Genomic DNA, 23,169 nt, shown 5'->3' with positions numbered 1-23,169 from the left:
CCGGTTCCGATCACCGGCCCGGCCCCGGCCCGGCCCCGGCCCGACAACGGGCACCCTCCGGAGCAGGTATCCTTACCTCGCGCACGGGCGCATAGCTCAGCGGTAGAGCGCCGCCCTTACAAGGCGGATGTCGGCGGTTCGAAACCGTCTGCGCCCACAATTGATTGCAAACCTGCAGGTCAGAGGTCTGACCGAGTCGCAGGGCGAGAGTCGGCCATCGCCCCGAATCGGATCGCCGTCCCGTGCTCGTCAGGCGAATCGGGAGGCCAGCACGATGGCGTCGATCGAACGCCCGAGCTCGTTCGCCACATCATTGGCCTTGGTCAGTTGGTCGGCCAGGTCCAGCAGTTCATCGACGTCATCCCTCCGGAACTTACGCTTCTCGTGCTCACGTTCTTTTCTGATCGTGAGGACGGTGCGTGTTACCGCCACCGGTATTGAGGTGAAGGGGCCGAGTGCGCCGCCGAGACCGTGCTCGGCAGCGATCCGTAGGGACTCGTCGATGATTACCCAGGTTCCCTCGTCGAAAACACTCCGCAGGGGCGCAGGAAGCTTGTCCCACCATCCCTGCGGTGCCCTCCCTTCGGCGTAGAACTCGAGAGCCACGCGCAGTTGGGCGTCGAGGTTCAGGAATGCGTTTCCTGCGTCGATCATCCTGCCGGCGAGACCGCAGACGAGCGCATACTGCTCGACGAGCACTCGCGTCGTCGAGTCGATCGGCTGGGACTGCACAAGGTCCTGCAGTTGTTTGCGGGTCTCACCGCCGGTCATATCGGCAAACCTGTTCGCGGTGGCCCGCAGGTAGTTGCGGAAATCGCCCATGGCTTCCAGGGTCCCGGTCAGCAAGACGCCGTCCAGCTTCATGGTGATCGCGGGGGCCGACCAAATGTACTTGTGGCCCATGTCGTTTCGCGAGGCTGCGAAGTTCTGGATCTGCTCGCCCACGGTCGCAACGGCGTCCGTGATTGTGCTGTGCCGTTCGTTCTCTTTCAGCCCGTAGGGAGCTACCAGGGCGGTTACCTTGCCCTCCAGTGCGACATCGTCGGGGTCGGGCGGAGCCATGTAGAACGGGCTGATCTTATGGAGAACGGCGACCACTTCGTCCCGGAGTCGTTTGATCTCGTCGGGCCAGTCCTCGGAGAACGGGCGGATTTCATATCCTCCCTTGCCGAGGTCAGTCTGATCACTCATGCATTCCCCCTGACGTGCAGCCGGCCGCAGAGTCGTCCGGCCGGACGATCCGGCCGACGACCGACGTCGCCCAGCATCCTGCCCGGTGCCGCACGACACAAGGCATGGTTCATCTGGATCACGACGGAGATCCCCACCGGCTTCCTACGTGGGGCTTGTTCATGTCACCGGAATTGATGGAACACATGACGGGCGAACGTCTCAGCGGCGATCGGGGCGGCCGGGGGTCAGCCGTTGGCCAGGCGGTGCAGCAGGGAGCGGGGCCGGTAGGGGATGACCTCGGCCAGGGAGACGGCGGTGCTGGTCCGGTCGACGCCGTCGATGGCGAGGATCGCCTTGGTGATCCGGTGCAGGTCGGCGGTGTCCCTGGCCACGACGTGGGCGAGGAGGTCCGCGTCCCCGGTGGTGTAGTGGACCTCGATGACTTCGGGGACGGCGAGGAGCCCCTGGTGGACGCCCTCGGGCTCGGCCTGACTCACCGCCAGGGACATGAACGCCACCAGGCCGTAGCCGAGGGCGGCGGGATCGACCCGCCGGCTGAAGGGCTTGAGCATGTCGTCGGCGGCCATCCGGCGCAGTCGGGCATGGACGGTGTTCCGGGCCACGCCGAGGGTCTGCGCCAGGGCGAGGATCGTGGCGTCAGGATCGTCGTCCAGGGCCAGGACGATGCGGGCGTCCAAGGGGTCCATCAGTGTCATGTTGGGCATTCTGACATCCAAAGCATGATTCGTTGAGCATCTGTCATAGTGATGATGGACTGTGTTGCGCTGATGCACCGGCGTGTGTCCAAGGTGGTGGGACCTGTCGCCCTCCTGCCCCGAAGAAGGACCGCCGCCATGGCCTTGAAGACGCACCCCGCCGGGAGCGGCAACGCCTGGATCGTCGTCGTCGCCGCAGGGGTGGTCGCCGGGCTGCAGGTGTGGAAGCTGCCGCCTGCCCTCCCGGCCCTGCGGCACGACCTGTCGCTGTCGCTGGTTCAGGCCGGGACGCTGCTGGGGGTGGTGCAGTTGGCCGGGATGCTCGGCGGACTCGCCGTGTCGCTGTTGGCCGAACTGATCGGCGAGCGGCGCTGCCTGAGCGGGGGGCTGGTGCTGCTGTGCCTGGGGTCGGTGGCCGGCGGCTTCGCCTGGTCGGCGGCGCCGCTGCTGGCCTCCCGGGCGGTCGAGGGGGCCGGTTTCATCCTGGTGGCGGTGACCGGTCCGGGGCTGGTCCGTCGTAGCGCGCCGCCGGGGCGACTGGCCACGGCCATCGGCTTCTGGGGCGCCTACCAGGGCATCTCCACCTTCGTCGGGCTGATCGCCGGTGCGCTGGTGCTGCAGGTGGTGTCGTGGCGGGTGTGGTGGTGGGCCATGGCCGTGCTCGCGCCCGCGCCGCTGCCCTGGGTGCTGGCCCGGGTTCCCCGGGACCGGGCCGCGGGCGCACGCGGCGCGGTGGCGGCGGTCGCCCGGATCGGACGCACCGTCCGTTCCTCCGGCCCCTGGACGGCCGGTCTGGTCTTCGCCTGCTACACGCTCCAGTGGATGGCGGTGGTCGGGTTCCTGCCCACCATCTACCGGGACGGTGGCATGGCGGGTGTCTGGCCGGGTGTGCTCACCGCAGTGGTCGGAGCGGCGAACGCCGTCGGTTCGATCGCCACCGCGGCGCTCCTGAAGCGCGGTCTGCCGGCCCGGGCCGTGCTCGTCCCCGCCTTCGCGCTGATGGCCGCCACCTCCGTGCTGGCCTTCGCCCCGGACTGGCGCACGCTGCCCACCGGAACCACCGGGCAGTTCCTGTGCATCGCGGCCTTCTCGCTGATCGGCGGCGCGATACCCGCGACCCTGCTGCGCATGGTCGCGGAGCTGACCCCGAAGGGCGGCTCGGCGCCTGCCGCCATGGGTCTGATCCAGCAACTGTTCAATGCCGGCAGCTTCATCGGCCCCACCCTCGCCGCGGCTCTGGCCACCCGCACCGGCGGCTGGCACTCGACCTGGTGGATGACGTGTGGGTGTGCTGCCCTGGGCATCGCCCTCAGTCCCGCACTTGATAGATTCAAGTAGAAGCTTGAAAAAATAAACAACACCGCTCTAGAGTGGGCCCATGAAGAGCTATCAGCAGTACTGCTCCGTGGCCCGCGCGCTGGACGTGGTCGGGGACCGGTGGGTGCTGCTCATCGTTCGGGAGCTGCTGGCGCTGGGGCCCAGCCGGTACAGCGACCTCAAGCGGGGGCTGCCGGGCATCGCCACGAACCTGCTGGCCGAGCGGCTGAGGACGATGGAGGCCGAGGGGCTGCTGGAGCGCTACGAGGCACCCGCGCCGGTGGGCGCCACCCTCTACCAACTCACCGAGCGCGGTGCCGAGTTGCAGGACGTCGTGCATGCGCTGGCGCGCTGGGGGCTGGGCCGGATGCTGGACGGCCCGGAGGTCGGGGACGCGGTCCAGCCGCAGTGGACCGCACTGTTCGCCGGGCTGGAGCTCGCGCCGCAGGTCGCCCCGGGGGCCGAGGTGGTGGTGGGGGTCGAGGCCGGGGACGAAGCGGTCCACGCGGTGCTGTGGCACGGCGCGTTCGAGATCCGGCGCGGGGCGGCCCGGTGCGCCGACGTGACGCTGTCGGGGGAGCCCCAGCTCGTCGGCGCCGTCCTCTCCGGTCTGCTGAGTCCCGATCAGGCGACGGCGTTCGGCCTGGCGATCACCGGCACGCCGTCCGTGCTCACCGAACTTCTGCACGTCACCGCAGGTCCACCCGCCCGGTCAGGAGACACGTCATGACCTACACCGAAACAGACCTCGTCGCCACGATGGAACGCCTCGCCGGAGCGGATCTGGCCGCGCTGACCCAGCAGCAGCGGGACTGGCTCGACCAGTTCCACGCGGGCGGCCCGGAGGCCGTCGACCGGCTGCTACCCGGCCTGCGCCTGGCGGCCGGGTCGACCGTGCTCGACATCGGCTCCGGACTGGGCGGTCCGGCCCGCCAGATCGCCCGCTCCACCGGGGCGACGGTCGTCGGCGTCGACATCACGTCCGCCTACGTCGAGGCGGCGCAGGAGCTGACCGACGCGGCGGGGCTGGCCGAACGGGTCAGGTTCTTCTGCAGTGACATCGCCGGCTACGACCAGGACGGCTTCGACGCCGGCTACACCATGCACGTCCAGATGAACGTCGAGGACAAGAAGGCCTTCTTCGCCGAGATCGCACACCGGCTCCGGCCGGGAGCGCCCTTCGCGACCTTCGAGGTCTGCCTCGGCGCCGGGGGCCGGCCGGCCCCGCCGCTGCCCTGGTCGCTCGACGGCAGCGACAGCTTCCTGGTCGCGGCGGACGAGTTGCGCGACACGGTCCGGGCCGCCGGCTTCGAACCCGTGGAGTGGGTCGATGAGACCGAGTGGGTCCGGCAGTGGTTCGAGGACCTCGGGAAACGCCTCGCGAGCGGCGAGACCCGGGCCACGCTCCCGGCGCTGTTGGCGGACGGTCCGATGCGGATGCTCAACTACGCGGTCGCCGTCAGCGAGGGCACGGTGACCGTCCACCGCGGCCTCTTCCTCCGAACCGCAGCCTGATTGCTCTGCAGCGAATATCGCGCTCTCCAAATGAGAGAGGTATCCTCTCATCGACTTGCCGGTCCAGCCCTCGGCTGGGCCGGAACTTCTCGATGGGGAGGCCTCCTTGGCCGGCACTGTGCAGGGGAAGGTCGCTGTCGTCAGCGGCGGCTCGACGGGCGTCGGCAGGGCCGCGGCGGAGCTGCTGGCGCAGAACGGGGCCCAGGTGGTGCTGCTGGCCCGGCGCGCGGACCGGCTGGAGGCGGCCGCGCTCGGGATGGCCGGGACGGTGCTGACCATCCCGACGGACGTGAGCAGCGGCGACAGTGTCCGGGCGGCCTTCGCCGAGGTCGAGAAGCGGTTCGGGCGGGTGGACATCCTGCTCAACTGCGCCGGTGTCGCACGCATCCGCGCCATCGAGGAGACCGGGGACGAGGACATCCACGCCTGCGTCGGCACCAATCTGCTGGGCCCGATCCACACCGTCCGCTCCGCGGTGCCGCTGCTCCGCGCGGCGGGCGGCGGCGACATCCTCAACATCTCGTCCGAGATCACCCTGGACCACATGCCGCTGATGTCGATGTACGCGGCGAGCAAGCACGGCCTCAACGGCTTCACCGCCGCGATGCGGAGGGAGCTGCGCGCGGACGGGATCAGGGTCGGTCTGGTGATCCTGGGGTCGATCGCCGACAGTGCCTTCGTCGAGAACTTCAGCGACGAGGACCGTCGGCGCGCGCACCCGGTGTGGGAGGCCGACGGCTACCTGACCAGGGTCGGCGCGGCCAAGCCGCTCAGCTCGGCCACGGTGGCGGGCCTGCTGTACGGACTGCTGACCAACCCGCCCGAGGTGGGGCAGGACGTAGTCCACATCCGTCCGGCCGGTTGACGCAGCGTCCGGCCCGCCGCCCGCAGTTGGCTTCCGGGCGGCGGAGCTGGTGGTATGGGGCGATGGACACCGCACTCGCCCTGACCCCGGCGCTGGACCGGACCGATCTGCTGGCCCCGCCGGTGGCGGCCGCACTGCGCGGCTGGCCGGCTGAGCTCGCCGCCCGGGTGGAGGTCGCCGGGATCGATCCCGAACTGGCCGACACCGCCGCCTTCTGCGAGCGCTACGGGGTGACCCTCGCCGAATCCGCCAACTGCGTCGTGGTGGCCGCCAAGCGGGGCGGGGTGACCACCTATGCGGCCTGCATGGTGACCGCCACCAGCAGGGCGGACGTCAACGGCCTGGTGCGGCAGCTGCTGGAGGCCCGCAAGGCGTCCTTCGCACCGCTGGACGCCGTGCTGGCGGCGACCGGGATGGAGTACGGCGGCATCACCCCGATCGGGCTCCCGGCCGACTGGCCGATCCTGGTGGACGCCGTGGTCGCGGCGCATCCGCGGGTGGTGGTCGGGTCCGGGATCCGGGGTTCCAAGCTGTGGCTCCCGGGAGCCCTGCTGGCAGGGCTTCCGGGAGCCCGGGTGGTCGACGGACTCGGACTCCCGATCAGCTGAGGGAAAGTGACGAGGGCTCAGCCCTGCGGGCGCAGGGCGGCGAGCTGCTGGTCGAAGGGGAGGAAGTCGAGCTCCTCCTCGTCGTCGGCCCGGTCGAGCGGGGCGGCGGCCTCCGGCCGGGCGTGGTCCAGCAGCGCGGTGAGTTCGCCCGCGGCGCGGGTGATCCGTCCGGGCAGGCTGTCGGTGAGCGCGGAGTCGCCGGAGCCCCAGTCCTCCGAGGCCGCGTAGACACCGGTGGGCAGCACCACGGCGCGCAGGTAGGAGAACAGCGGGCGCAGCGCGTGGTCCAGCACCAGCGAGTGCCGGGCGCTGCCGCCGGTGGCGGCGATCAGCACCGGCTTTCCGGTCAGCGCGGTGTTGTCGATCACGTCGAAGAAGGACTTGAACAGGCCGCTGTAGGAGGCGCTGAACACCGGCGTGACCGTGATGACCGCGTCCGCGCCGGTCACCGCGTCCACGGCCTCGCGCAGGGCGCCGCCTGGGAAGCCGGTGGCCAGGTTGTCGGCGATCGCATGCGCCAGCTCCCGCAGCTCCACCACCCGGATCTCCACCTCGCGTCCCCGCCCGTCCAGGCCCACCCGGACCGCCTCGGCCAGGCGGTCGGCGAGCAGTCGGGTGGACGAGGGCTGGCTGAGGCCGGCCGAGACGACGGCTATCCGGACGGGGGCGGTCACGGTGTCCTCCAACGGTGTTGACTGGTACGGCTGGTGAATTGGTGTCAGAACGTGGTGGCGGCGGCGGTGTCGGGCTTGGCGTCCGCCTCGGCCGCCTTCGCCGCGACCCGGGCGGTGTGCGTGGGCGCGTCCGGGACCCCGGCCGGGCGGCCGATCGCGAACTCCTTGCGGAGCACCGGGACGACCTCCTCGCCGAGCAGGTCCAGCTGCTCCAGCACGGTCTTCAGCGGCAGTCCGGCGTGGTCCATCAGGAACAGCTGGCGCTGGTAGTCGCCGAAGTGCTCGCGGAACGCCAGGGTGCGCTCGATGACCTGCTGCGGGCTGCCGACGACCAGCGGGGTCTCCGCCATGAACTCCTCCATCGAGGGGCCGTGGCCGTAGACCGGGGCGTTGTCGAAGTACGGCCGGAACGCCCGGATCGCGTCCTGCGAGTTCTTGGCCATGAACGCCTGGCCGCCGAGCCCCACGATGGCCTGCTCGGGCGTGCCGTGGCCGTAGTGGGCGAAGCGCTTGCGGTAGAAGGCGATCAGCTTCTGGTAGTGCTCCTTGGGCCAGAAGATGTTGTTGGCGAAGAAGCCGTCGCCGTAGTAGGCGGCCTGCTCGGCGATCTCGGGGCTGCGAATGGAGCCGTGCCAGACGAACGGCGCCACGTCGTCCAGCGGGCGCGGGGTGGCGGTGAAGCCCTGCAGCGGGGTGCGGAACTTGCCCTGCCAGTCGACCACGTCGTTGTCCCACAGCTGCCGCAGCAGCGCGTAGTTCTCGACGGCCAGGTTGATGCCCTCGCGGATGTCCTTGCCGAACCACGGGTACACCGGGCCGGTGTTGCCGCGGCCCATCACCAGGTCGACCCGGCCGTCGGCGAGGTGCTGCAGCATCGCGTAGTCCTCGGCGATCTTCACCGGGTCATTGGTGGTGATCAGCGTGGTCGCGGTGGAGAGGATCAGGTTCTCGGTGCGGCCGGCGATGTGGCCGAGCATGGTGGTGGGGGAGGAGGGCACGAAGGGCGGGTTGTGGTGCTCGCCGGTGGCGAAGACGTCCAGGCCCACCTCCTCGGCCTTGAGCGCGATGGCCACCATGGCCTTGATCCGCTCGTGCTCGGTCGGCTTCACCCCGTTGGTGGGGTCGACGGTCACGTCCCCGACCGAGAAGATCCCGAACTGCATGGCGGTCATGGCTGGCTCCTCCAGTAGTTGATGGTTCAACTATACAGGCGCAACAACGGGCGGTACAGGTGATCTATTCCTGTACCGCCCGTTGTCCCTCTTGCCCTGCTCTGGTCTGGTTCGGCGCTTCAGTCCAGCAGTGCGGTCACGTTCCCCGCGCCGACGGTGCGGCCGCCCTCGCGGACCGCGAAGCCCAGGCCGGGCTCCAGCGGGACCGGCCGCCCCAGCTCGACGGTCAGCTCGACCGTCTCCCCGGGCCGGGCCACGCCCGACTCCTGGTGCACGCCGCCCAGGGTGACGTCGCCGACCACGTCCCCGGTCCGCAGGTAGAACTGCGGACGGTAGCCGTTGGCCACCGGGGTGCGACGGCCGCCCTCGGCGGTGCCGAGCAGGTACACCCGCGCGGTGAAGCGGGTGTGGGTGCTGATGCTGCCCGGCGCGGCGACCACCTGCCCGCGCCGGACCTGCCCGCGCTGCACCCCGCGCAGCAGCAGCGCGACGTTGTCGCCGGCCTCGGCCGACTCCATGGTCCGGCCGAACGTCTCCACGCCGGTGACCACCGAGGTCAGCGGCTCGCCGCCGAGGCCGAGCAGCTCCACCCGGTCGCCCATCCGCACCCGGCCGCGCTCGACCGCCCCGGTGACGACCGTGCCCCGACCGGTGATGGTCAGCACGTTCTCCACCGGCAGCAGGAAGGGCGCGTCGGTGTAGCGGACCGGCGTCGGCACGGCGGTGTCCACCGCGTCCAGCAGCTCGCCGATCGCGGCCGTCCACTGCGGGTCCCCGTCCAGGGCCCGCAGCCCGGACACCCGGACCACCGGGAGCCCGGCGCCGTCGTAGCCCTGGGCGGTGAGCAGCTCGCGCACCTCCAGCTCGACCAGGTCCAGCAGCTCGGGGTCGCCGGCGTCGGCCTTGTTCAGCGCGACGACGATGTGCTCGACCCCGACCTGCCGGGCCAGCAGCACGTGCTCGGCCGTCTGCGGCATCACCCCGTCCTGCGCGGAGACCACCAGGATCGCCCCGTCCAGCTGGGAGGCGCCGGTGATCATGTTCTTCACGAAGTCGGCGTGCCCCGGCATGTCGATGTGGGCGTAGTGCCTGGTGGCGGTCTCGTACTCGACGTGGGAGATGTTGATGGTGATCCCCCGGGCGGCCTCCTCCGGGGCCCGGTCGATCCGGTCGAACGGCACGTAGCTGCCGCTGCCGCGGTCGGCGAGGACCTTGGTGATGGCGGCGGTGAGGGTGGTCTTGCCGTGGTCGACGTGACCCATGGTGCCGATGTTGAGGTGCGGCTTGGTGCGCAGGTAGGCCTGCTTGGACATGATGCTTCCTGGTGGTGACCGGCCCGAAGGGCCTGGCGGGGTGGGGACCTCAAGGACGGGCCGACCTTCCCCGTCCGAGGTCCCGGGACATCCCGGGGAAGGTCAGCGTCGCGCGCCGTCGAAGGCTGCTGCCGCGGCGGCGGTTGCCGGCGCGAGTGCCAGTGCCAGGTCCAGTTCCAGGGCAGCGGTCATCGCGCCCGCGACTGCGGGCTTGAGGGCGATGACGAAGCTGGACATGTCGAGCATCATGCAGGGTCGGCGCAGTCGGAAGCGAATGGTTTTCCGGGGCGTCGCCGGGTCAGGGCGCCGCAGCCGGTGCCGGCTCCGCGCTTTCCGCTGACGGGGCGTCACCAGGCCGGCCCAGCCTCAGGTGGTTGAAGAAGAGGTTGAGGGCGAAGGCGGTGAGGGTGGCGCTGGTGATGGCGCTGCCGGCGATGGTCTGGAACCACTGCGGCAGGCCGTGGTAGATGGACGGGGCGACCACCGGGAGCATGCCGACGCCCAGCGAGACGGCGACGATCAGCAGGTTGTCGGTGCCCTCGAAGCGGACCGTGCGCAGGGTGTTGATGCCGACGGCGGTGACGGTCGCGAACATCACCAGGCCGGCGGCGCCGATGACCGGTCCGGGGAGCGAGGCCACGACGGCGCCGAGCTTGGGGATCGCGCCGAGCAGCACCAGGATCGCCCCGGCGACGGCCGCGACATAGCGGCTGCGCACCCGGGTCATCCCGACCAGGCCGACGTTCTGGGCGAACGCCGTGTCCATGAAGGCGTTCATGGCGCCGCCGAGGATGCCGGACAGGCCGTCGGCGGCCAGGCCGCGGGCCAGGTCGCCGGTGCTGAGCGGGCGGCCGGTCATCTCGCCGACGGCGAGCATGTCGGCGGTGGACTCGGTGAAGATGACCAGCATCACCACGCACATCGAGATGACCGCCGCGGCGGGGAACTGCGGTGCGCCGAAGTGGAACAGGCCGGGCAGGCCGAACCAGCCGGCGTGGCCGACCGAGGAGAAGTCGGTCAGGCCCATCGGGATGGCCACCAGGGTGCCGAGGACCAGGCCCAGCAGCACGGCGAGCTGGGTGAGGATGCCCCGGCCGAAGCGGTTGACGCCGATGATGAAGACGATGATCCCGGCGGCCAGCGCCAGATGGGAGGGTGCGGCGTAGTCCTTGGCGGTGCTGTCGTTGCCGGCGATCAGCCCGACGGCCACGCCGATCAGCGACAGTCCGATCACGGTGATCACGCTGCCGCTGACCAGCGGCGGGAAGAAGCGCACCGCGCGGGCGAAGGGCAGCGCCACCAGCAGGCCGAAGACCCCGGCCAGCATCATCGACCCGTACACCGCCGGCATCCCGTACTGGCCGGCGATCAGGATCATCGGGGTGACGGCGGTGAAGGTGGCGCCGGCCACGATCGGCAGCCGTACCCCGAGCAACTTGCCGACGCCCAGCGCCTGGATCAGCGTGATGACTCCGGCGACCACCAGGTCGGCGTTGATCAGCAGGCCGATGGTGGAGACGCCGAGCTTGGCCGCGGAGCCGAAGACCAGCGGCACGGTGACGCATCCGGTGTACATCACCAGCACGTGCTGCAGGCCCAGCAGGCCGAGGCGGGCCGGGGGCAGCAGTCGGTCGACGGGGTGCGGCTCGGCCGCTTCGGCCGGTGGGGCTTCGGCGGCGGTCGTGGGGGCGAGGTCTGCTGTTGGCGGTGCGTCGGCCATGGGAGCTCCGTAAGGTGTTGATCAGCCCACCAGGGGCGTGTGGTGCGTCAACTTTCTGTTGAAACTGTTACCTCGTCATTTCCGATGCACTGCGCATTGATTGCTTCAAAGATCAGTACCAGGGGGAGTCGCAGCATGAGCCAGGACGCCAGCACCGCACCCGTCACGCTGATCACCGGCGGTGCCACCGGCATCGGCGCCGCCACCGTCGGGCGGCTGCTCGCCGCCGGGCACCGGGTCGGGGTCACCGGACGCGACCAGGAGCGGCTGGAGCGCTTCGCCGCCGGGATCGGGGCCGGTCGGGACGTGCTGCTGCCGGTCGCCGCCGACACCACCGACTACGCCTCGGTAAGCGGTGCGGTGGACGCCGTCGTCAAGGAGTTCGGCCGGCTCGACGCGGTGATCGCCAACGCGGGCTTCTCGACCCATGACAACCTGGCGGACGGCGACCCGGAGCAGTGGCGGGAGATGCTGCTGGTCAACGTCCTCGGCCCGGCGGTGCTGATCAAGGCAGCGCTTCCGGAGCTCACCCGCAGCGGCGGACGGGTGGTCCTGATCGGCAGCACCGCCGGGATCAAGAACACCCCGGGCAACATGTACTCGGTCTCCAAGTCCGCGCTGACCTCGCTGGCCGAGAACGCGCGGGTGCTGGTGACCGGCGCCGGCGTGGCGGTCACCCTGGTCGCGCCGGGCCGGGTGGACACCCCGTTCTGGAGCAGCCACCCGAGCCATGAGGTCCCCGAAGGGCCGGTGCTGACGCCGGATCAGATCGCTGGCACGGTGCTCTGGGTGCTCGGGCAGCCGACCGGGGTCGAGCTGAACACCGTCGTGGTCCGGCCCACTGGCCAGACCCACTGACACCGTGTTGGGATGGCCGGTATGACGACTCAGCGGATACGGACGGGCTATGCGGGAACCGGGCCGGGGCCGATCACCCCGGACGGCTGCGCGGTGGAGCTCTACGAGCGGCTGCAGGTCGGCGACGAGCCGGAGGTGATCGAGCGGGCGGTTCCGGCCGGCGCCCGCATCCTGGAGCTGGGCTGCGGCGTCGGCAGGGTGACGCACCCGCTGCTGGAGCGAGGCTTCACCGTCACGGCGGTGGACGAGTCGCCGGAGATGCTGGCCAGGGTGCACGGTGCGCGCACCGTGTGCAGCCCGATCGAGGAACTGGACCTGGGCGAGCGGTTCGACGTGGTGCTGCTGGGTTCGTTCCTGGTGCACGCCGGGGATCTGGCGGTGCGCGACGGACTGCTGCGGGCCTGCCGGCGGCATGTCGCGGACGACGGGTGCGTGCTGGTCCAGCGGGAGGGCGAGGGCTGGCACGACCGGGTCCCCTGGGAGCGCGAGGCCCAGGGCGGCATCTTCCGGCTGGCCTCCTCGGAGCCGGTGGGGGACGGGGTGAACTCGGTCCGGTTCGACTACGTCTTCCCGGACGCGGCCTGGAGCCAGGTGTTCCTCTCCCGCCCGCTGACGGACGAGACCTTCGCCGCGGCGCTGGCCGGGGCCGGGCTGTCGGTGGACGCCTACCTGACCGAGGACCGGACCTGGGTGCGGGCGCGGCCGATTGTCAGTGGCGGCAGATAGCGTGGCGGGCAGCGGCTTGAGAGCTTGAAGGGGGTCGCGCCCGTGTCCGTTCCCACTCCGTCCGTCCCCACCCCGTCGGTACCTTTCGGCTCCGTCGCGGCGGTGTCCGTCCCGACGTCCTGGTTCGGTGTGCCCACGCCCTTGCCCAGCGGTCCGGTCCGGGTCGGGATAACCGACGCCGGTGTGGTCGCGACCAGTTTCGGCGAGCGCGGGCCGGACGCGGTACGGCCCGGCGACGAGGAGAAGGCCGCGCTGGTCACCGCGCGCTTCGGGGAGTACTTCGCGGGGCGGCGCCGGGCCTTCGACCTGCCGATCGACTGGCGCGCGACGGCCGCCGGACCGCAGCGCGCCGTGCTCCAGAAGCTCCAGCGGACCGTGGTCTACGGGCAGACCATCGCCTACGGCCAACTGGCCGCCCGCAGCGGCGTCTTCGACGACGTGCTGGACCAGGGCGGGCTGGCCGCGCGGGCGGTGGGCCAGATCATGGGCTCCAACCCGCTGTTCCTGCTGGTGCCCTGCCACCGGGTGGTCGCGGCGGACGGCATCGGCGGGTTCGGCGGGGGAGTGGTCGGGATGGAGGTGAAGCGCTGGCTGCTGACCCTGGAGGGGGTGCTCGCGCCGACGCTGGACTGGGGCGGTCCGGGCTGAGGGCGCTCACGCCGCGGAGCGCCCTCAGTCATCATGGTCAGCCCACCGGCGCGGGTTCGGCGGGCTCGGGGATTCCGCTGGTCGCGGCCTGCCGGGCGGCACCGTCGCGCAGGGTGAACGCATAGAGCGCCGACACCACGGCGATGGCGGCCAGTACCAGGTAGGCGTCCTGGTAGGTGGCGACCGAGGGCCCCGCGCCGCCGGAGCCGACCGTACCGGTGCCGCCCATCACCAGCAGGGTGGTGACCACGGCGGGTGCCAGCGCGCCCGCGGTCTGCCGGACCACCGTGTTCAGCGTGGAGGCCTGTGCCATGTCGGCCTTGGAGATGGTGCTCATCGAGGCCACCGTGGTCGGCATGAACACCGCGCCCATGGCGACGCCCAGCAGGAACATGTAGAGCCGGAAGGTCCACAGGCTGGTCTGCAGATCGCAGGTGGACAGCAGCACCAGGACGGCGGCCACGCCGAGCAGTCCGCCGCCGATGATCGCGCGCGGTCCGATCCTGGCGTAGAGGGCGCCGGCGACCTGAACGGTGAGCAGCACGCCGAAGGCCTCGGTGAAGGTGCTGGTGCCCGAGTCCATGGCGCTGCCGCCCAGCGCGTCCTGGATGAACAGCGGGCCGAGGAACATCGCGCCCAGGATCGGGACCAGCCCGACCAGGGAGATCAGGCTGCAGTCCCGGAACAGCCGGTCGTGGAACAGCCGCAGCCGCAGGATCGGCTCGGCCGTGCGGAGTTCGACCAGGACGGTGGCGGTGAGCAGGACGGCCCCGGCGGCGAGGGAGATCACGATGCCGGGCGAGGTCCAGCCGTGGTCGGAGCCCGCGCAGATGCCGTAGGTCATCGCGGCCAGACCGCCGGCCGAGAGCAGCAGCCCGGGCAGGTCGAAGCGCCGGCCGCGGCCGTGCTGCTCGGGGCGGTGCGGATCGAGGAAGAACAGCCCGAAGAGGACCGCCGCCAGCCCGAGCGGCAGGTTGACGTAGAACACCCAGCGCCAGGAGAGGCCGTCGACCAGTACCCCGCCCAGGATGGGGGCCACGGCCGGGGCGATCTGCTGAGGGAAGATCAGCACGCGGGAGGCACGGACCCGTTCCCGGGCCGAGAAGGTGCGGTACAGCAGCGCGCCGGCCACCGGCATGAGCAGCCCGCCGGCCAGGCCCTGCAGGGCGCGGAAGGCGACCAGGGTGCCGAGATTGCCCGCGGCCCCGCACAGGGCCGACGATGCCGAGAACAGGGCCATGGACACCAGCATCAGGCGCTTGCCGCCGAAGCGGTCGCCGAGCCAGGCGGAGGCGGGGACGGCCACTCCCACGCAGACCGGGTAGACGACGACCACGGCGTCCAGCCGGGCGGGCGCCAGCTGGAACTGCCGGGCGATGGCAGGGAGAGCGACGGTGGTGATGGCACCGTCGACGATGACCATGAAGACGGTGGCGACGAACATGACGGGGACGACGACGCGTTGGCTGAAGTGGCGGTGAGCCATGGGAAAGGGTCCTGTGGGCGCATGGTGGATGATCGTGACGGCAGTGTCAGCGCAGGAACTCGGCGGAACTGGACCCCCGGTCCTCCACGGAACGGCGGTCGGGGCGGACCGGTCCCGACCGCTCGGGCCCTCCGCACATACTGAGCATACTCACTATGTGCGTGCTCACAAGAATTGCGGACGAAGAAGAAGGGCGTGCGGATGAAGGCACCCGGCAGCAGCGACATCCTGGTGGACGAACTCTTCGCCACCACCATGCGTCTGCGCGCCTTCACGGATGCGCGGCTGCGGGAGTGCGGCGCCTCGGTGGCCCGGGTACGGGCGATGCGCATGCTGGCCGCCTCCCCGGAGCCGCTGCGGATGCGGGATCTCAGCGAGATGCTCGGCGTGGCGGCGCGGACCACCACCACCATCGTGGACAGCCTGGAGCGGGAGGGCTTGGTGGAGCGGGTGCGTCACCCGGTCGACCGCAGGGCCTTCCTGCTGACCCTGACCGAGCTGGGACGGGTGCGGCACCGGGAGGCCGAAGCGGTGGACCGGGACGCCCTCGCCCATGCCACCCGGGGCTTGGACGAGGCCGACCGGACCCGGCTGCGGGAGCTGCTCGCGGTGATCCGACAGGCCGTCAGCGAGTAGGCGGCTAGCGAGGAGTAGGCCGTCAGCGGGTAGGCGGCGCGGCGAGTCGGGTCAGGAGGCCCGGGCCGCCGTCAGGATCTTCGCCGAGGTGTGGAAGAACCTGGCCGTGAGCTTCACGCCCAGGGCCTTCTCGATCGCCGCCATCGGATTGCCGTTCATCCGCCCGTCCGGCAGGTGCAGCACCACGAACAGTTCGCCCCGGGTCGCCCCGAGCACCTCCCAGTCGCCCTTCGGGGAGCGCAGCGGGAGCTGGAGGCCGGTCAGCGGTTCGGAGCTGAAGGCCACGCTCAGCCGGATCTCCGGGGTGACCTCCACGTCGTCGAACGGGGCGGCCGCGAGGGCCGCCTCCAGCTCGCCGGCCGTCCTGACCATCACCGGTACCTCGAACCCGAGCCCCTCGGCCAGCGCGGCCTCGATGGCCGAGGTCAGCGCGGGGCGGTCGACCGCCCCGCGCTGCCCGCCCGGCGGCCGGAAGAAGACGTTGCCGCTGGCGATGTAGCTGCGCACGTCCTCCAGCCCCAGCCCGCCGAAGAGCTCGCGGACCGTGGCCATCGGCGCCTTGCGGCCACCGACGTTGACGGCTCGCAGGAAGGCGATGTACGGCTCGGCCATGGCGTCAGCTCTTCCGCTCCAGGAGGTACAGGCTCATTCCGGGGACGTTGTACAGCTCGCTGATCCGGTACGCGCCCGAGTCCAGCAGGGCCTTCTGGACCTTGGCGTCCTCCGGGACGGGCCGTGCAGGTGCCATCACCAGCCACACCCGGTCCGGGGCCCCGGCGACACACGATGCCAGATCCGGGCACAGGGTCGGACCGTAACTGCCGTTGTCGGCTGCGGATTCGGTCGTCAGGAACTGGTTCAGCGGCAGGCGGCCCCGCAGGTAGTACTCGACGCCCGCGCCCACCATGTAGAGGTGCGAACCGCCGTAGTAGACGCCGTCCCCGGGCTTGGCCCGGTGCAGCAGGAACTGCGCCGCCGGCTGGTAGCCCCACGCGTCACCGGCCGAGTCCAGGGGGTAGTTCGTCCAACTGTGCGAGATGTAGGAGCGAACGGCCACCTGGTCCGAGTAGCCGACCAGGACGGCGGCCGCCACGCCGAGGGCGGTCACGGCGGCGAACACCCGGCGCCGGACGGCGGGCCCGGTCCGGCCGGCTGCGGGGGTTGCTCCGGGGGCCGGCTGACCCGCTGTCAGCAGGCCTGCCGCGAGCCGGGCGACGGCGGCCAGCCCCGCACCGGTCAGCACGGACCAGGCCGGCAGGGTGAAGAGCATGTAGCGGCCGAACCAGTAGGACGTCGATCCGACCCGGGAGATCACGAAGATCGCGGCGATCGGCAGCACCACACTGGCGACCAGGAACAGCAGCGCGTCGCGGTGACGGCGCCACAGCAGCAGCGCGCACAGGCTCAGCACCGCGAACAGCGCCAGGTACCCGGTGGAGGAGAACATCGGCCGCAGCATCTGCAGCAGGGTGGCCGTCGGATGCTTCAGCGAGGGCGGCTTCAGCCAGAACAGCTGGCCGTCCACCTGGGACTGACCCAGGATCAGCAGCGGCGTCAGCAGCGCCAGGGCCACCACGACGCTGCCCGCCCACCAGCGCAGGGCACGGGCCGAGCGGGTCCGTCGCCAGTGCAGCAGCAGCAGGACCGTGTGCCCGGCCAGACAGGCCAGGGCGACGATGTGGCACAGCCCGATCAGGACGAGCGAGGCACCGTAGGCCACCCAGCGGCCCTTCGGCACCGCCGGACGCACGCCCTCGGGGACCCGCTCGGCTGCCTGCCCCGGTGCCTGCTCCGGGGCTCGCTCCGGGGTCTGCCGCGCGGCGGCGTCGACGGCCCGCACCAGCAGCAGCGTGGCGAGGGCGACCGAGCAGACCACGAAGGCGTAGGCGCGGGTCTCCTGGCCGTACCGGCTGATGCCGGGCACGAGCGCGAACAGCAGGCCGCCGCCGAGACCGGCCCAGCGTCCGAACAGCAGCCGGCCGGTCAGGGCGACGCAGCAGGCGGCGCCGGCCATCGCCAGCGCCGAGGGCATCCGGAGCAGGGTCAGCGAATCACCGAAGGCGGCGGTCCAGAAGTGCAGGACGAGGTAGTAGAAGCCGGTCGACGCGTCGGTGTTGCCCAGCAGGTCGAACAGCTGGCCGAGGCTGCGGCCGGAGGCGCTGACGCTCGCGAGCTCGTCGCGCCACAGCTCCGGACGGGACGAGTGGAACACGCCGATGAGGAAGGAGACCAGGGTCGGTACCGCCCACAGCGCCGTCCTCGCCCACCGGGACTCGCTGCGCGCAGTGGTCGGTGTCGGCACGGGGTGGCTGAGACTTGCTTGCTGCGGCACGCGCCACCTCGTTGGTCGTCGGAGTGCGCCGACTCACGTGCGTAGGCGGGCGTGACGGATCGTACAACGTGAATGTTGCGTCGAGGTCTGTCCACGGGCTGGCGTCGCCGGAGTCGACCCGGTAAAGGGCGACTCCGGCTTCTTGCACAGCGCTGCCACCAGGCGCTGACCGCCCGGGGCGCTCTTACCGGTTTCCTGAAGCGCCTGACCCGCTGCCGGAGCCGGTCGTCACCAGGCGTAGTCCTCGGGCGCGGTGCGGTGGCCCGGGAAGATCTCATCGAGCCGGTCCAGGTCGCCCTGCTCCAGCTTGACGTCGAGCGCCTTGAGGGCGGTGTCCAGCTGGCCCGCCGTCCGCGGCCCGACGATCGGTGCGGTGACGGTCGGCTGGTGCAGCAGCCAGGCCAGGGCCACGGTGCCGGGCTCCTGACCGAGCTTGTCGCAGAAGTCCTCGTACGCCTGCAGCTGCTCGCGCTCGGTGGCCGACAGCTTCTTGGCGCGGTCGGCGCTGCGGCCGCCCTCCTCGCCGGCCTTGCGCAGCACGCCGCCGAGCAGCCCGCCCTGGAGCGGGGACCAGGGGATGACGCCGAGGCCGTGGTACTCGGCCGAGGGCAGCACCTCCAGCTCGACGGTGCGCGCCAGCAGGTTGTACAGCGACTGCTCGGCCACCAGGCCGAGGAAGTTGCGCTTGGCCGCGGCGGCCTGCGCGGTGGCGATGTGCCAGCCGGCGAAGTTGCTGCTGCCCACGTAGAGGATCTTGCCCTGGGCGGTCAGCACCTCCATCGCCTGCCAGATCTCCTCCCAGGGGGTCGCCCGGTCGACGTGGTGCATCTGGTAGAGGTCGATGTAGTCGGTCTGCAGCCGCTTGAGGCTGGCGTCCACGGCCCGGCGGATGTTCAGCGCGGACAGCTTGTCCTCGTTGGGCCACTTTTTGCTGTCGTCGGCGCTCATGCTGCCGTAGAGCTTGGTCGCCAGCACGGTGCGCTCGCGGCGGCCGCCGCCCTGCGCGAACCAGGTGCCGACGATCTCCTCGGTGCGGCCCTTGTTCTCGCCCCATCCGTAGACGTTGGCGGTGTCGAAGAAGTTGATGCCGTCCTGGTGGGCGGCGTCCATGATGTGGTGGGCGTCGGCCTCGGTGGTGAGCGGGCCGAAGTTCATCGTGCCCAGGCACAGACGGGACACGGACAGGCCGGTACGGCCGAGTGAGGTGTACTCCATACCCTCACCCTCACCCTTGGGGGCATGGATTGTCGAGGGTGTCAGGCAAGTGGGTGTGTCAGGTAGACTTACGGCTGATCGAAGGGGAGTAGCCCCCTACCGGAACGTCGACATACCGGCAGCCCACGCGTCATGGCGGGCCGCCCGGCGCCCGGGGCACTGCAGGAGTCCGTTGTCGGGCGCGGTGCTGGTGAGACCTTCGGCCGCGCAGTCACTCCAGCTGGTACGTCGTCGTAGACCGACGTGCTTCGGCCCCGAGTCCTGCCGGGCCGAAGCGACTCCGGGAACGGATCATGAAGCCACGGCAGTGCTCATGACCTCCCGAGGACACTCACCACGTGAACATCATCATTCTGGGAATCACCTTCGGCATCATTTTCCTCGCCGAACTCCCGGACAAGACGGCACTGGCCAGTCTGGTCCTGGGCACCCGCTACCGCGCCAGCTATGTGTTCGCCGGAATCGCCGCCGCCTTCGCGGTCCACGCCGCCCTGGCCGTCGCGGCCGGTAGCCTGCTGACCCTGCTGCCGCACCGCTGGGTGGAACTGGTCGTCGGCCTGCTGTTCCTCGGCGGGGCGCTGATGCTGCTCCTGCAGAAGGAGGAGGACGAGGACGACGAGTCGGTGAAGGAGCCCCGCTCCACCGGCTTCTGGCGGGTCGCCGGGACCGGCTTCCTGATGGTGCTGATCGCGGAGTTCGGCGACCTGACCCAGATCACCACCGCGAACCTGGCCGCGAAGTACTCCGATCCGCTGTCCGTGTTCCTGGGGTCCTGGCTGGGGCTGTGCGCGGTGGCCGGGGTCGCGATCGTGGGCGGTCAGAAGCTGATGAAGCACGTTCCGCTGGCGGTGATCACCAAGGTGGCCGCCGTGATCATGATCGTGATGGCGGGCGTCAGCCTGTTCGGCGCGATCACCGGTTGACCGACTGACCGTCAGCGGTTTTGGGCCTGCAGCTGCTGGGCCATCATGGCCTGGGAGTTCGGCCCGTACACGCCCTGCGGGTCGCCCTGGACGCCGAACCAGATCTGGAACGTCGCCACATCGCGCTCGGTACGGGAGCCGTAGTTGCCGTCGACCTTGAGGCCGGGGTCGACCCACAGCGCGCGCAACTGCGACTGCAGCGTGGACACCGCCGACCCGGAGTCGCCCAGCTGCAGCGTGGTCGAGCCGGAGGCCAGTGCGGGCGATGCGGAGGCCGTGGTGCTCGCCGAGGCCGATGCCGCGCTGCTGGGAGCGGTGCTCGCCGAGGGGCTGCTGCTCCGCGAGGGCGTCGCTGCGGGCGTCGGCGAGGAACTGGCCGTGGACCGGGCCGCGGAGGTCTGCGCCACCGCCGCCCGCCGGGTCGCCGCGGCGGAGGCGGCGGCCGAGGACGAGGCGCTGCCGGCGGTGGCGGACGGGGCGTCGGACGTCGCGTCGTCCGGTCCCGACGAGGCCATCGCCACGGTCACTCCGGGCGCGGGCAGCGACTGGTCCGTGGTGTCGCTGTTGAGCATGTGCGGCAGGGCCGCCGCCACGGTGCCCAGTCCGGCCACCGCCAGCGCGCCCGCCGCCATCAGCAGGCCGCGCCGCCTGCGCCGGCCCTTCGCCGGGGGCGCGGCGCGGTGCCGGACGGCCGGCAGCGGGGAGGTGCGCAGCACCGGCAGCGCGTCGTTGCGCGGCTCCGGCAGCCGCGAGGTGGCCGGGAGGTACCGGGCGGCCGGCAGCAGCTCGCCGCTCGTGGCCGATGCCCCTGCGGCTTCAGCGGCCTCAGCGGCCTCGGCGGCGAGGTGCGCGGCCTCGGCCGGGTCCACCGGGTCGGCGGCGTCGGCCGGATGGACGTAGGGACGGACCAGTTCCGGTCCGCCGATCACCGGCAGCACCGCCGTCTCGGCGTCGTCCGGGCGGCAGCCGCAGCCGCCGCTCGACAGCGCCAGGCCGCATCTGCCGCAGATCTGTCCCACCATCAGCTCCCTGTGCGAAGTCGAACAGGGGACGATTATGCAGGACATCAGTTCACAGTGGCAGCGGTGTCCAGGGAGAGCAGCGAAAATCGAGGGGAGGGAGTGGAGCTGTGGGGATATGTCGCCCCGGTCAGTTCATCACCTTTCCCGGGGCGTCCATCGAGTTGTCCGCCAACTCCTTGAGCATCGCCACCAGGTCGGCGTGCTGCTCCGGGGACCAGCCGTCCAGCTTCTCGTTGAGCAGGGCCAGTCGGGCCTCGCTCAGCTTGGTGACGATCTCCTCGCCGTGCGGGGTCAGCCGGATCGTGCCGTCCGGGTCCGTCCGGATCCGGCCCGACTGCTCCATCGCCGCGAGCTTGGGTCGGATCTCGTCCGGCTTGAACTTGTTGCGGCGGCAGATCTCCTCCAGCGTCACCGGACCTGCGTGGTGCAGCCGGAACAGCCCGTACGCGGCCGGCACACTGATGTCGATTCCGGACCTCTCGATGGCGCGGCCGTAGCGCTCCCAGATGTTCTCGCGGCTGGAGAGCCGGGTGACCATGCCCTCGATCTCCTCGGCCGAGGTGCGGAAGGTCGGCGGGCCGGCCGCCTCGCCCTGCTGCGAGGTGCGGGTCGAGGTGCGCAGCGGCACCTCGCGCAGGAACAGCGCCAGCAGGAAGGCGATCACCGCGATCGCGGCCGCCACCAGGTAGACCGTCTGCAGTGAGATCGCGTAGATGTGCAGGAACGGCTCCAGCAGCGGCTTCTCGGCGGCCGGCGCCCTGTGCACGATGGTCGGGTTGGCCAGCACCTCCTTCACCGGGAACTGCGCCGACAGGGTGCCGTTGGCCTGGGCCGTGTTGATCTTGTGGTTCAGCTGGTTGTTGAGCACCGTGCCGAAGATGGAGGCGCCGAAGGAGCCGCCGATGGAGCGGAAGTAGGTGACCCCGGAGGTCGCGGTGCCCAGGTCGGAGAAGTCCGAGGCGTTCTGCACCGCGATGATCAGCACCTGCATCACCAGGCCCAGTCCCAGGCCGAGCAGCAGCATGTAGACGCCCATGACGGTGTCGCTGGTGGTGTCGTCCACCTGGGCCAGCAGCACCAGCGAGACCGCGGTCAGCGCCGTGCCGATGATCGGGTAGATCTTGTACCTGCCGGTCCTGCTGATCAGCTGTCCGGTGCCGATCGAGGTGATCAGCACGCCCGCCATCATCGGCAGCAGCCGCAGCCCGGACACCGTCGGCGAGTTGCCGTTGACCACCTGCATGTACAGCGGGATGTAGGACAGGGCGCCGAACATGCACAGGCCGATGACGAAGCCGATGCCCGAGCAGACCGAGAAGACCGGGTTGCGGAACAGCCGCAGCGGCAGCACCGGCTCGTCCACCCGCTGCTCCACCAGCACGAAGGCGAAGATCAGCAGGGCCGCGCCGAAGGCGCAGCCCCAGACCTCGACCGAGTTCCAGGACCAGGTGGTGCCGCCGAGGCTGGTGATCAGCACCAGGCAGGTGGAGGCGGCGGCGAGCAGGAAGGTGCCGAGGTAGTCGATCTTCGGGCGGACGTCCGGGTTCTTGGCCTTGAGCGCGGTGGCGATCACGAACAGCGCGACGATGCCCACCGGCAGGTTGACGTAGAAGACCCAGCGCCAGTTGAGGTTGTCCACCAGGAAGCCGCCGAGCAGCGGCCCGACCACGGAGGACACGCCGAAGACGGCGCCGATGACGCCCTGGTAGCGGCCCCGGTCGCGGGGCGGGACCACGTCCGCGATCACGGCCATGGCCAGCACCATCAGCCCGCCCCCGCCCAGACCCTGCAGGGCCCGGAAGACGATCAGCTGGAGCATGTTCTGCGAGACGCCGCAGAGGGCCGAGCCGATCAGGAAGATGACGATGCAGATGATGAAGACGTGCTTGCGGCCGAAGAGGTCGCCGAGCTTGCCCCACAGCGGCGTGGTGGCGGTGGCGGCGAGCAGGTAGGAGGTGACCACCCAGGAGAGGTGGTTGGCACCGCCGAGGTCGCCGACGATGGTGGGCAGCGCGGTGGAGACGATGGTCTGGTCGAGGGCGGCCAGGAACATGCCCAGCATCACGCCGAGGAAGACCAGCCGGACCCGTCCGGAGCTCTCCTCGATCGGTGCCGTACCCGGTGCTCCCGCGGTTGCCTGCTGCTGGGCCATCGACCCTCCGCTGTCCGCCTGCCTGATGGATGGGACTGGGCATCAGGTTTTCAGCAGAGCGGCGGGGGTGCCTGCGGTGGGAGCCGAACGGGGTAGAG

At 70.8% G+C, this 23,169-nt stretch carries 23 protein-coding genes and 1 tRNA gene; 11 read left to right on the top strand and 13 right to left on the bottom strand.

What is annotated here, in order from left to right:
- Positions 1–85 precede the first annotated feature (85 nt).
- Positions 86–157 (top strand) — tRNA-Val (locus ABUW04_RS24685).
- Positions 158–249: 92 nt separating this feature from the next.
- Here the strand turns inward: ABUW04_RS24685 and ABUW04_RS24680 are convergent.
- Together ABUW04_RS24680 and ABUW04_RS24675 are read right to left on the bottom strand one after the other, a co-directional pair.
- Positions 250–1,191: a hypothetical protein gene (locus ABUW04_RS24680; protein ID WP_380566649.1), complete on the bottom strand. Its 942-nt coding sequence runs from the start codon at positions 1,189–1,191 to the stop codon at positions 250–252.
- 227 nt (positions 1,192–1,418) lie between these two features.
- Entirely contained in the window at positions 1,419–1,889 is a 471-nt protein-coding gene (locus tag ABUW04_RS24675; protein WP_380566648.1) for an Lrp/AsnC family transcriptional regulator, read from the bottom strand.
- A 138-nt stretch (positions 1,890–2,027) separates the two neighbouring features.
- On the opposite strand from ABUW04_RS24675, the gene ABUW04_RS24670 reads away from it, so the two are divergent.
- The 5 genes from ABUW04_RS24670 to ABUW04_RS24650 all read left to right on the top strand — a co-directional run bounded on the left by ABUW04_RS24670 (position 2,028) and on the right by ABUW04_RS24650 (position 6,194).
- A complete protein-coding gene (locus tag ABUW04_RS24670) occupies positions 2,028–3,227 on the top strand; it encodes an MFS transporter (protein ID WP_380566647.1) in 1,200 nt (399 codons plus the stop codon).
- Positions 3,228–3,267: 40 nt separating this feature from the next.
- Complete coding sequence (locus tag ABUW04_RS24665; protein WP_380566646.1) at positions 3,268–3,936, top strand: winged helix-turn-helix transcriptional regulator; 669 nt, start codon at positions 3,268–3,270, stop codon at positions 3,934–3,936.
- The gene (locus ABUW04_RS24660; protein ID WP_380566645.1) at positions 3,933–4,721 is read left to right on the top strand and encodes an SAM-dependent methyltransferase; all 789 of its coding nucleotides are present in this window, start codon (positions 3,933–3,935) and stop codon (positions 4,719–4,721) included. The genes ABUW04_RS24665 and ABUW04_RS24660 overlap by 4 nt, the downstream gene beginning before the upstream one ends.
- Positions 4,722–4,827: 106 nt before the next feature.
- Positions 4,828–5,586: an SDR family oxidoreductase gene (locus ABUW04_RS24655; RefSeq protein ID WP_380566644.1), complete on the top strand. Its 759-nt coding sequence runs from the start codon at positions 4,828–4,830 to the stop codon at positions 5,584–5,586.
- Between the two features lie 62 nt (positions 5,587–5,648).
- Positions 5,649–6,194 (top strand): YbaK/EbsC family protein, encoded by a 546-nt coding sequence (locus ABUW04_RS24650; protein ID WP_380566642.1) that lies wholly within the window; start codon positions 5,649–5,651, stop codon positions 6,192–6,194.
- Positions 6,195–6,211: 17 nt separating this feature from the next.
- On the opposite strand, the gene ABUW04_RS24645 is transcribed toward ABUW04_RS24650, so the two are convergent.
- The 5 genes from ABUW04_RS24645 to ABUW04_RS24625 form a co-directional block, all read right to left on the bottom strand.
- Positions 6,212–6,868: an FMN reductase gene (locus tag ABUW04_RS24645; RefSeq protein WP_380566641.1), complete on the bottom strand. Its 657-nt coding sequence runs from the start codon at positions 6,866–6,868 to the stop codon at positions 6,212–6,214.
- A gap of 44 nt (positions 6,869–6,912) precedes the next feature.
- On the bottom strand, positions 6,913–8,031 hold the full coding sequence (locus tag ABUW04_RS24640; RefSeq protein ID WP_380566761.1) for an LLM class flavin-dependent oxidoreductase: 1,119 nt from the start codon (positions 8,029–8,031) through the stop codon (positions 6,913–6,915).
- Between the two features lie 128 nt (positions 8,032–8,159).
- Positions 8,160–9,353 (bottom strand): elongation factor Tu, encoded by a 1,194-nt coding sequence (gene tuf, locus ABUW04_RS24635; protein WP_380566640.1) that lies wholly within the window; start codon positions 9,351–9,353, stop codon positions 8,160–8,162.
- Between the two features lie 102 nt (positions 9,354–9,455).
- Positions 9,456–9,590 (bottom strand): hypothetical protein, encoded by a 135-nt coding sequence (locus tag ABUW04_RS24630; RefSeq protein ID WP_380566638.1) that lies wholly within the window; start codon positions 9,588–9,590, stop codon positions 9,456–9,458.
- A gap of 61 nt (positions 9,591–9,651) precedes the next feature.
- Positions 9,652–11,073, bottom strand: a complete 1,422-nt coding sequence (locus ABUW04_RS24625; protein ID WP_380566636.1) for a nucleobase:cation symporter-2 family protein — start codon at positions 11,071–11,073, stop codon at positions 9,652–9,654.
- A gap of 135 nt (positions 11,074–11,208) precedes the next feature.
- On the opposite strand from ABUW04_RS24625, the gene ABUW04_RS24620 reads away from it, so the two are divergent.
- The 3 genes from ABUW04_RS24620 to ABUW04_RS24610 are packed head-to-tail and all read left to right on the top strand — an operon-like array spanning position 11,209 to position 13,305.
- Positions 11,209–11,931, top strand: coding sequence for an SDR family oxidoreductase (locus tag ABUW04_RS24620; RefSeq protein ID WP_380566635.1), 723 nt, complete (start codon positions 11,209–11,211; stop codon positions 11,929–11,931).
- A gap of 21 nt (positions 11,932–11,952) precedes the next feature.
- Positions 11,953–12,657 (top strand): class I SAM-dependent methyltransferase, encoded by a 705-nt coding sequence (locus ABUW04_RS24615; protein ID WP_380566634.1) that lies wholly within the window; start codon positions 11,953–11,955, stop codon positions 12,655–12,657.
- A 42-nt stretch (positions 12,658–12,699) separates the two neighbouring features.
- A complete protein-coding gene (locus tag ABUW04_RS24610; RefSeq protein ID WP_380566633.1) occupies positions 12,700–13,305 on the top strand; it encodes a methylated-DNA--[protein]-cysteine S-methyltransferase in 606 nt (201 codons plus the stop codon).
- 37 nt (positions 13,306–13,342) lie between these two features.
- Here the strand turns inward: ABUW04_RS24610 and ABUW04_RS24605 are convergent, their stop codons facing one another.
- Positions 13,343–14,791 (bottom strand): DHA2 family efflux MFS transporter permease subunit, encoded by a 1,449-nt coding sequence (locus ABUW04_RS24605; RefSeq protein WP_380566632.1) that lies wholly within the window; start codon positions 14,789–14,791, stop codon positions 13,343–13,345.
- Positions 14,792–14,992: 201 nt separating this feature from the next.
- Here ABUW04_RS24605 and ABUW04_RS24600 point away from each other — a divergent pair, with 201 nt between their 5' ends.
- Complete coding sequence (locus ABUW04_RS24600; protein ID WP_030251170.1) at positions 14,993–15,427, top strand: MarR family winged helix-turn-helix transcriptional regulator; 435 nt, start codon at positions 14,993–14,995, stop codon at positions 15,425–15,427.
- Positions 15,428–15,478: 51 nt separating this feature from the next.
- Here the strand turns inward: ABUW04_RS24600 and ABUW04_RS24595 are convergent, their stop codons facing one another.
- The 3 genes from ABUW04_RS24595 to ABUW04_RS24585 form a co-directional block, all read right to left on the bottom strand.
- Entirely contained in the window at positions 15,479–16,039 is a 561-nt protein-coding gene (locus ABUW04_RS24595; RefSeq protein ID WP_380566631.1) for a DUF1697 domain-containing protein, read from the bottom strand.
- A 4-nt stretch (positions 16,040–16,043) separates the two neighbouring features.
- On the bottom strand, positions 16,044–17,729 hold the full coding sequence (locus ABUW04_RS24590; RefSeq protein ID WP_380566630.1) for a glycosyltransferase family 39 protein: 1,686 nt from the start codon (positions 17,727–17,729) through the stop codon (positions 16,044–16,046).
- A 258-nt stretch (positions 17,730–17,987) separates the two neighbouring features.
- On the bottom strand, positions 17,988–18,974 hold the full coding sequence (locus tag ABUW04_RS24585) for an aldo/keto reductase (protein WP_030251178.1): 987 nt from the start codon (positions 18,972–18,974) through the stop codon (positions 17,988–17,990).
- Positions 18,975–19,312: 338 nt separating this feature from the next.
- Between ABUW04_RS24585 and ABUW04_RS24580 the strand changes: the two genes are divergently transcribed.
- Complete coding sequence (locus ABUW04_RS24580) at positions 19,313–19,897, top strand: TMEM165/GDT1 family protein (RefSeq protein ID WP_030251179.1); 585 nt, start codon at positions 19,313–19,315, stop codon at positions 19,895–19,897.
- 11 nt (positions 19,898–19,908) lie between these two features.
- Here ABUW04_RS24580 and ABUW04_RS24575 read toward each other — a convergent pair whose 3' ends face one another.
- Together ABUW04_RS24575 and ABUW04_RS24570 are read right to left on the bottom strand one after the other, a co-directional pair.
- Entirely contained in the window at positions 19,909–20,919 is a 1,011-nt protein-coding gene (locus ABUW04_RS24575; protein ID WP_380566629.1) for a peptidoglycan-binding domain-containing protein, read from the bottom strand.
- Between the two features lie 127 nt (positions 20,920–21,046).
- Positions 21,047–23,071, bottom strand: coding sequence for an MFS transporter (locus ABUW04_RS24570; protein ID WP_380566628.1), 2,025 nt, complete (start codon positions 23,069–23,071; stop codon positions 21,047–21,049).
- Between the last annotated feature and the right edge of the window lie 98 nt (positions 23,072–23,169).

The sequence above is a fragment of the Streptacidiphilus jeojiensis genome (assembly GCF_042510965.1).
GTDB lineage: Bacteria > Actinomycetota > Actinomycetes > Streptomycetales > Streptomycetaceae > Streptacidiphilus > Streptacidiphilus jeojiensis.
This window is presented reverse-complemented; position numbering and strand designations above follow the sequence as displayed.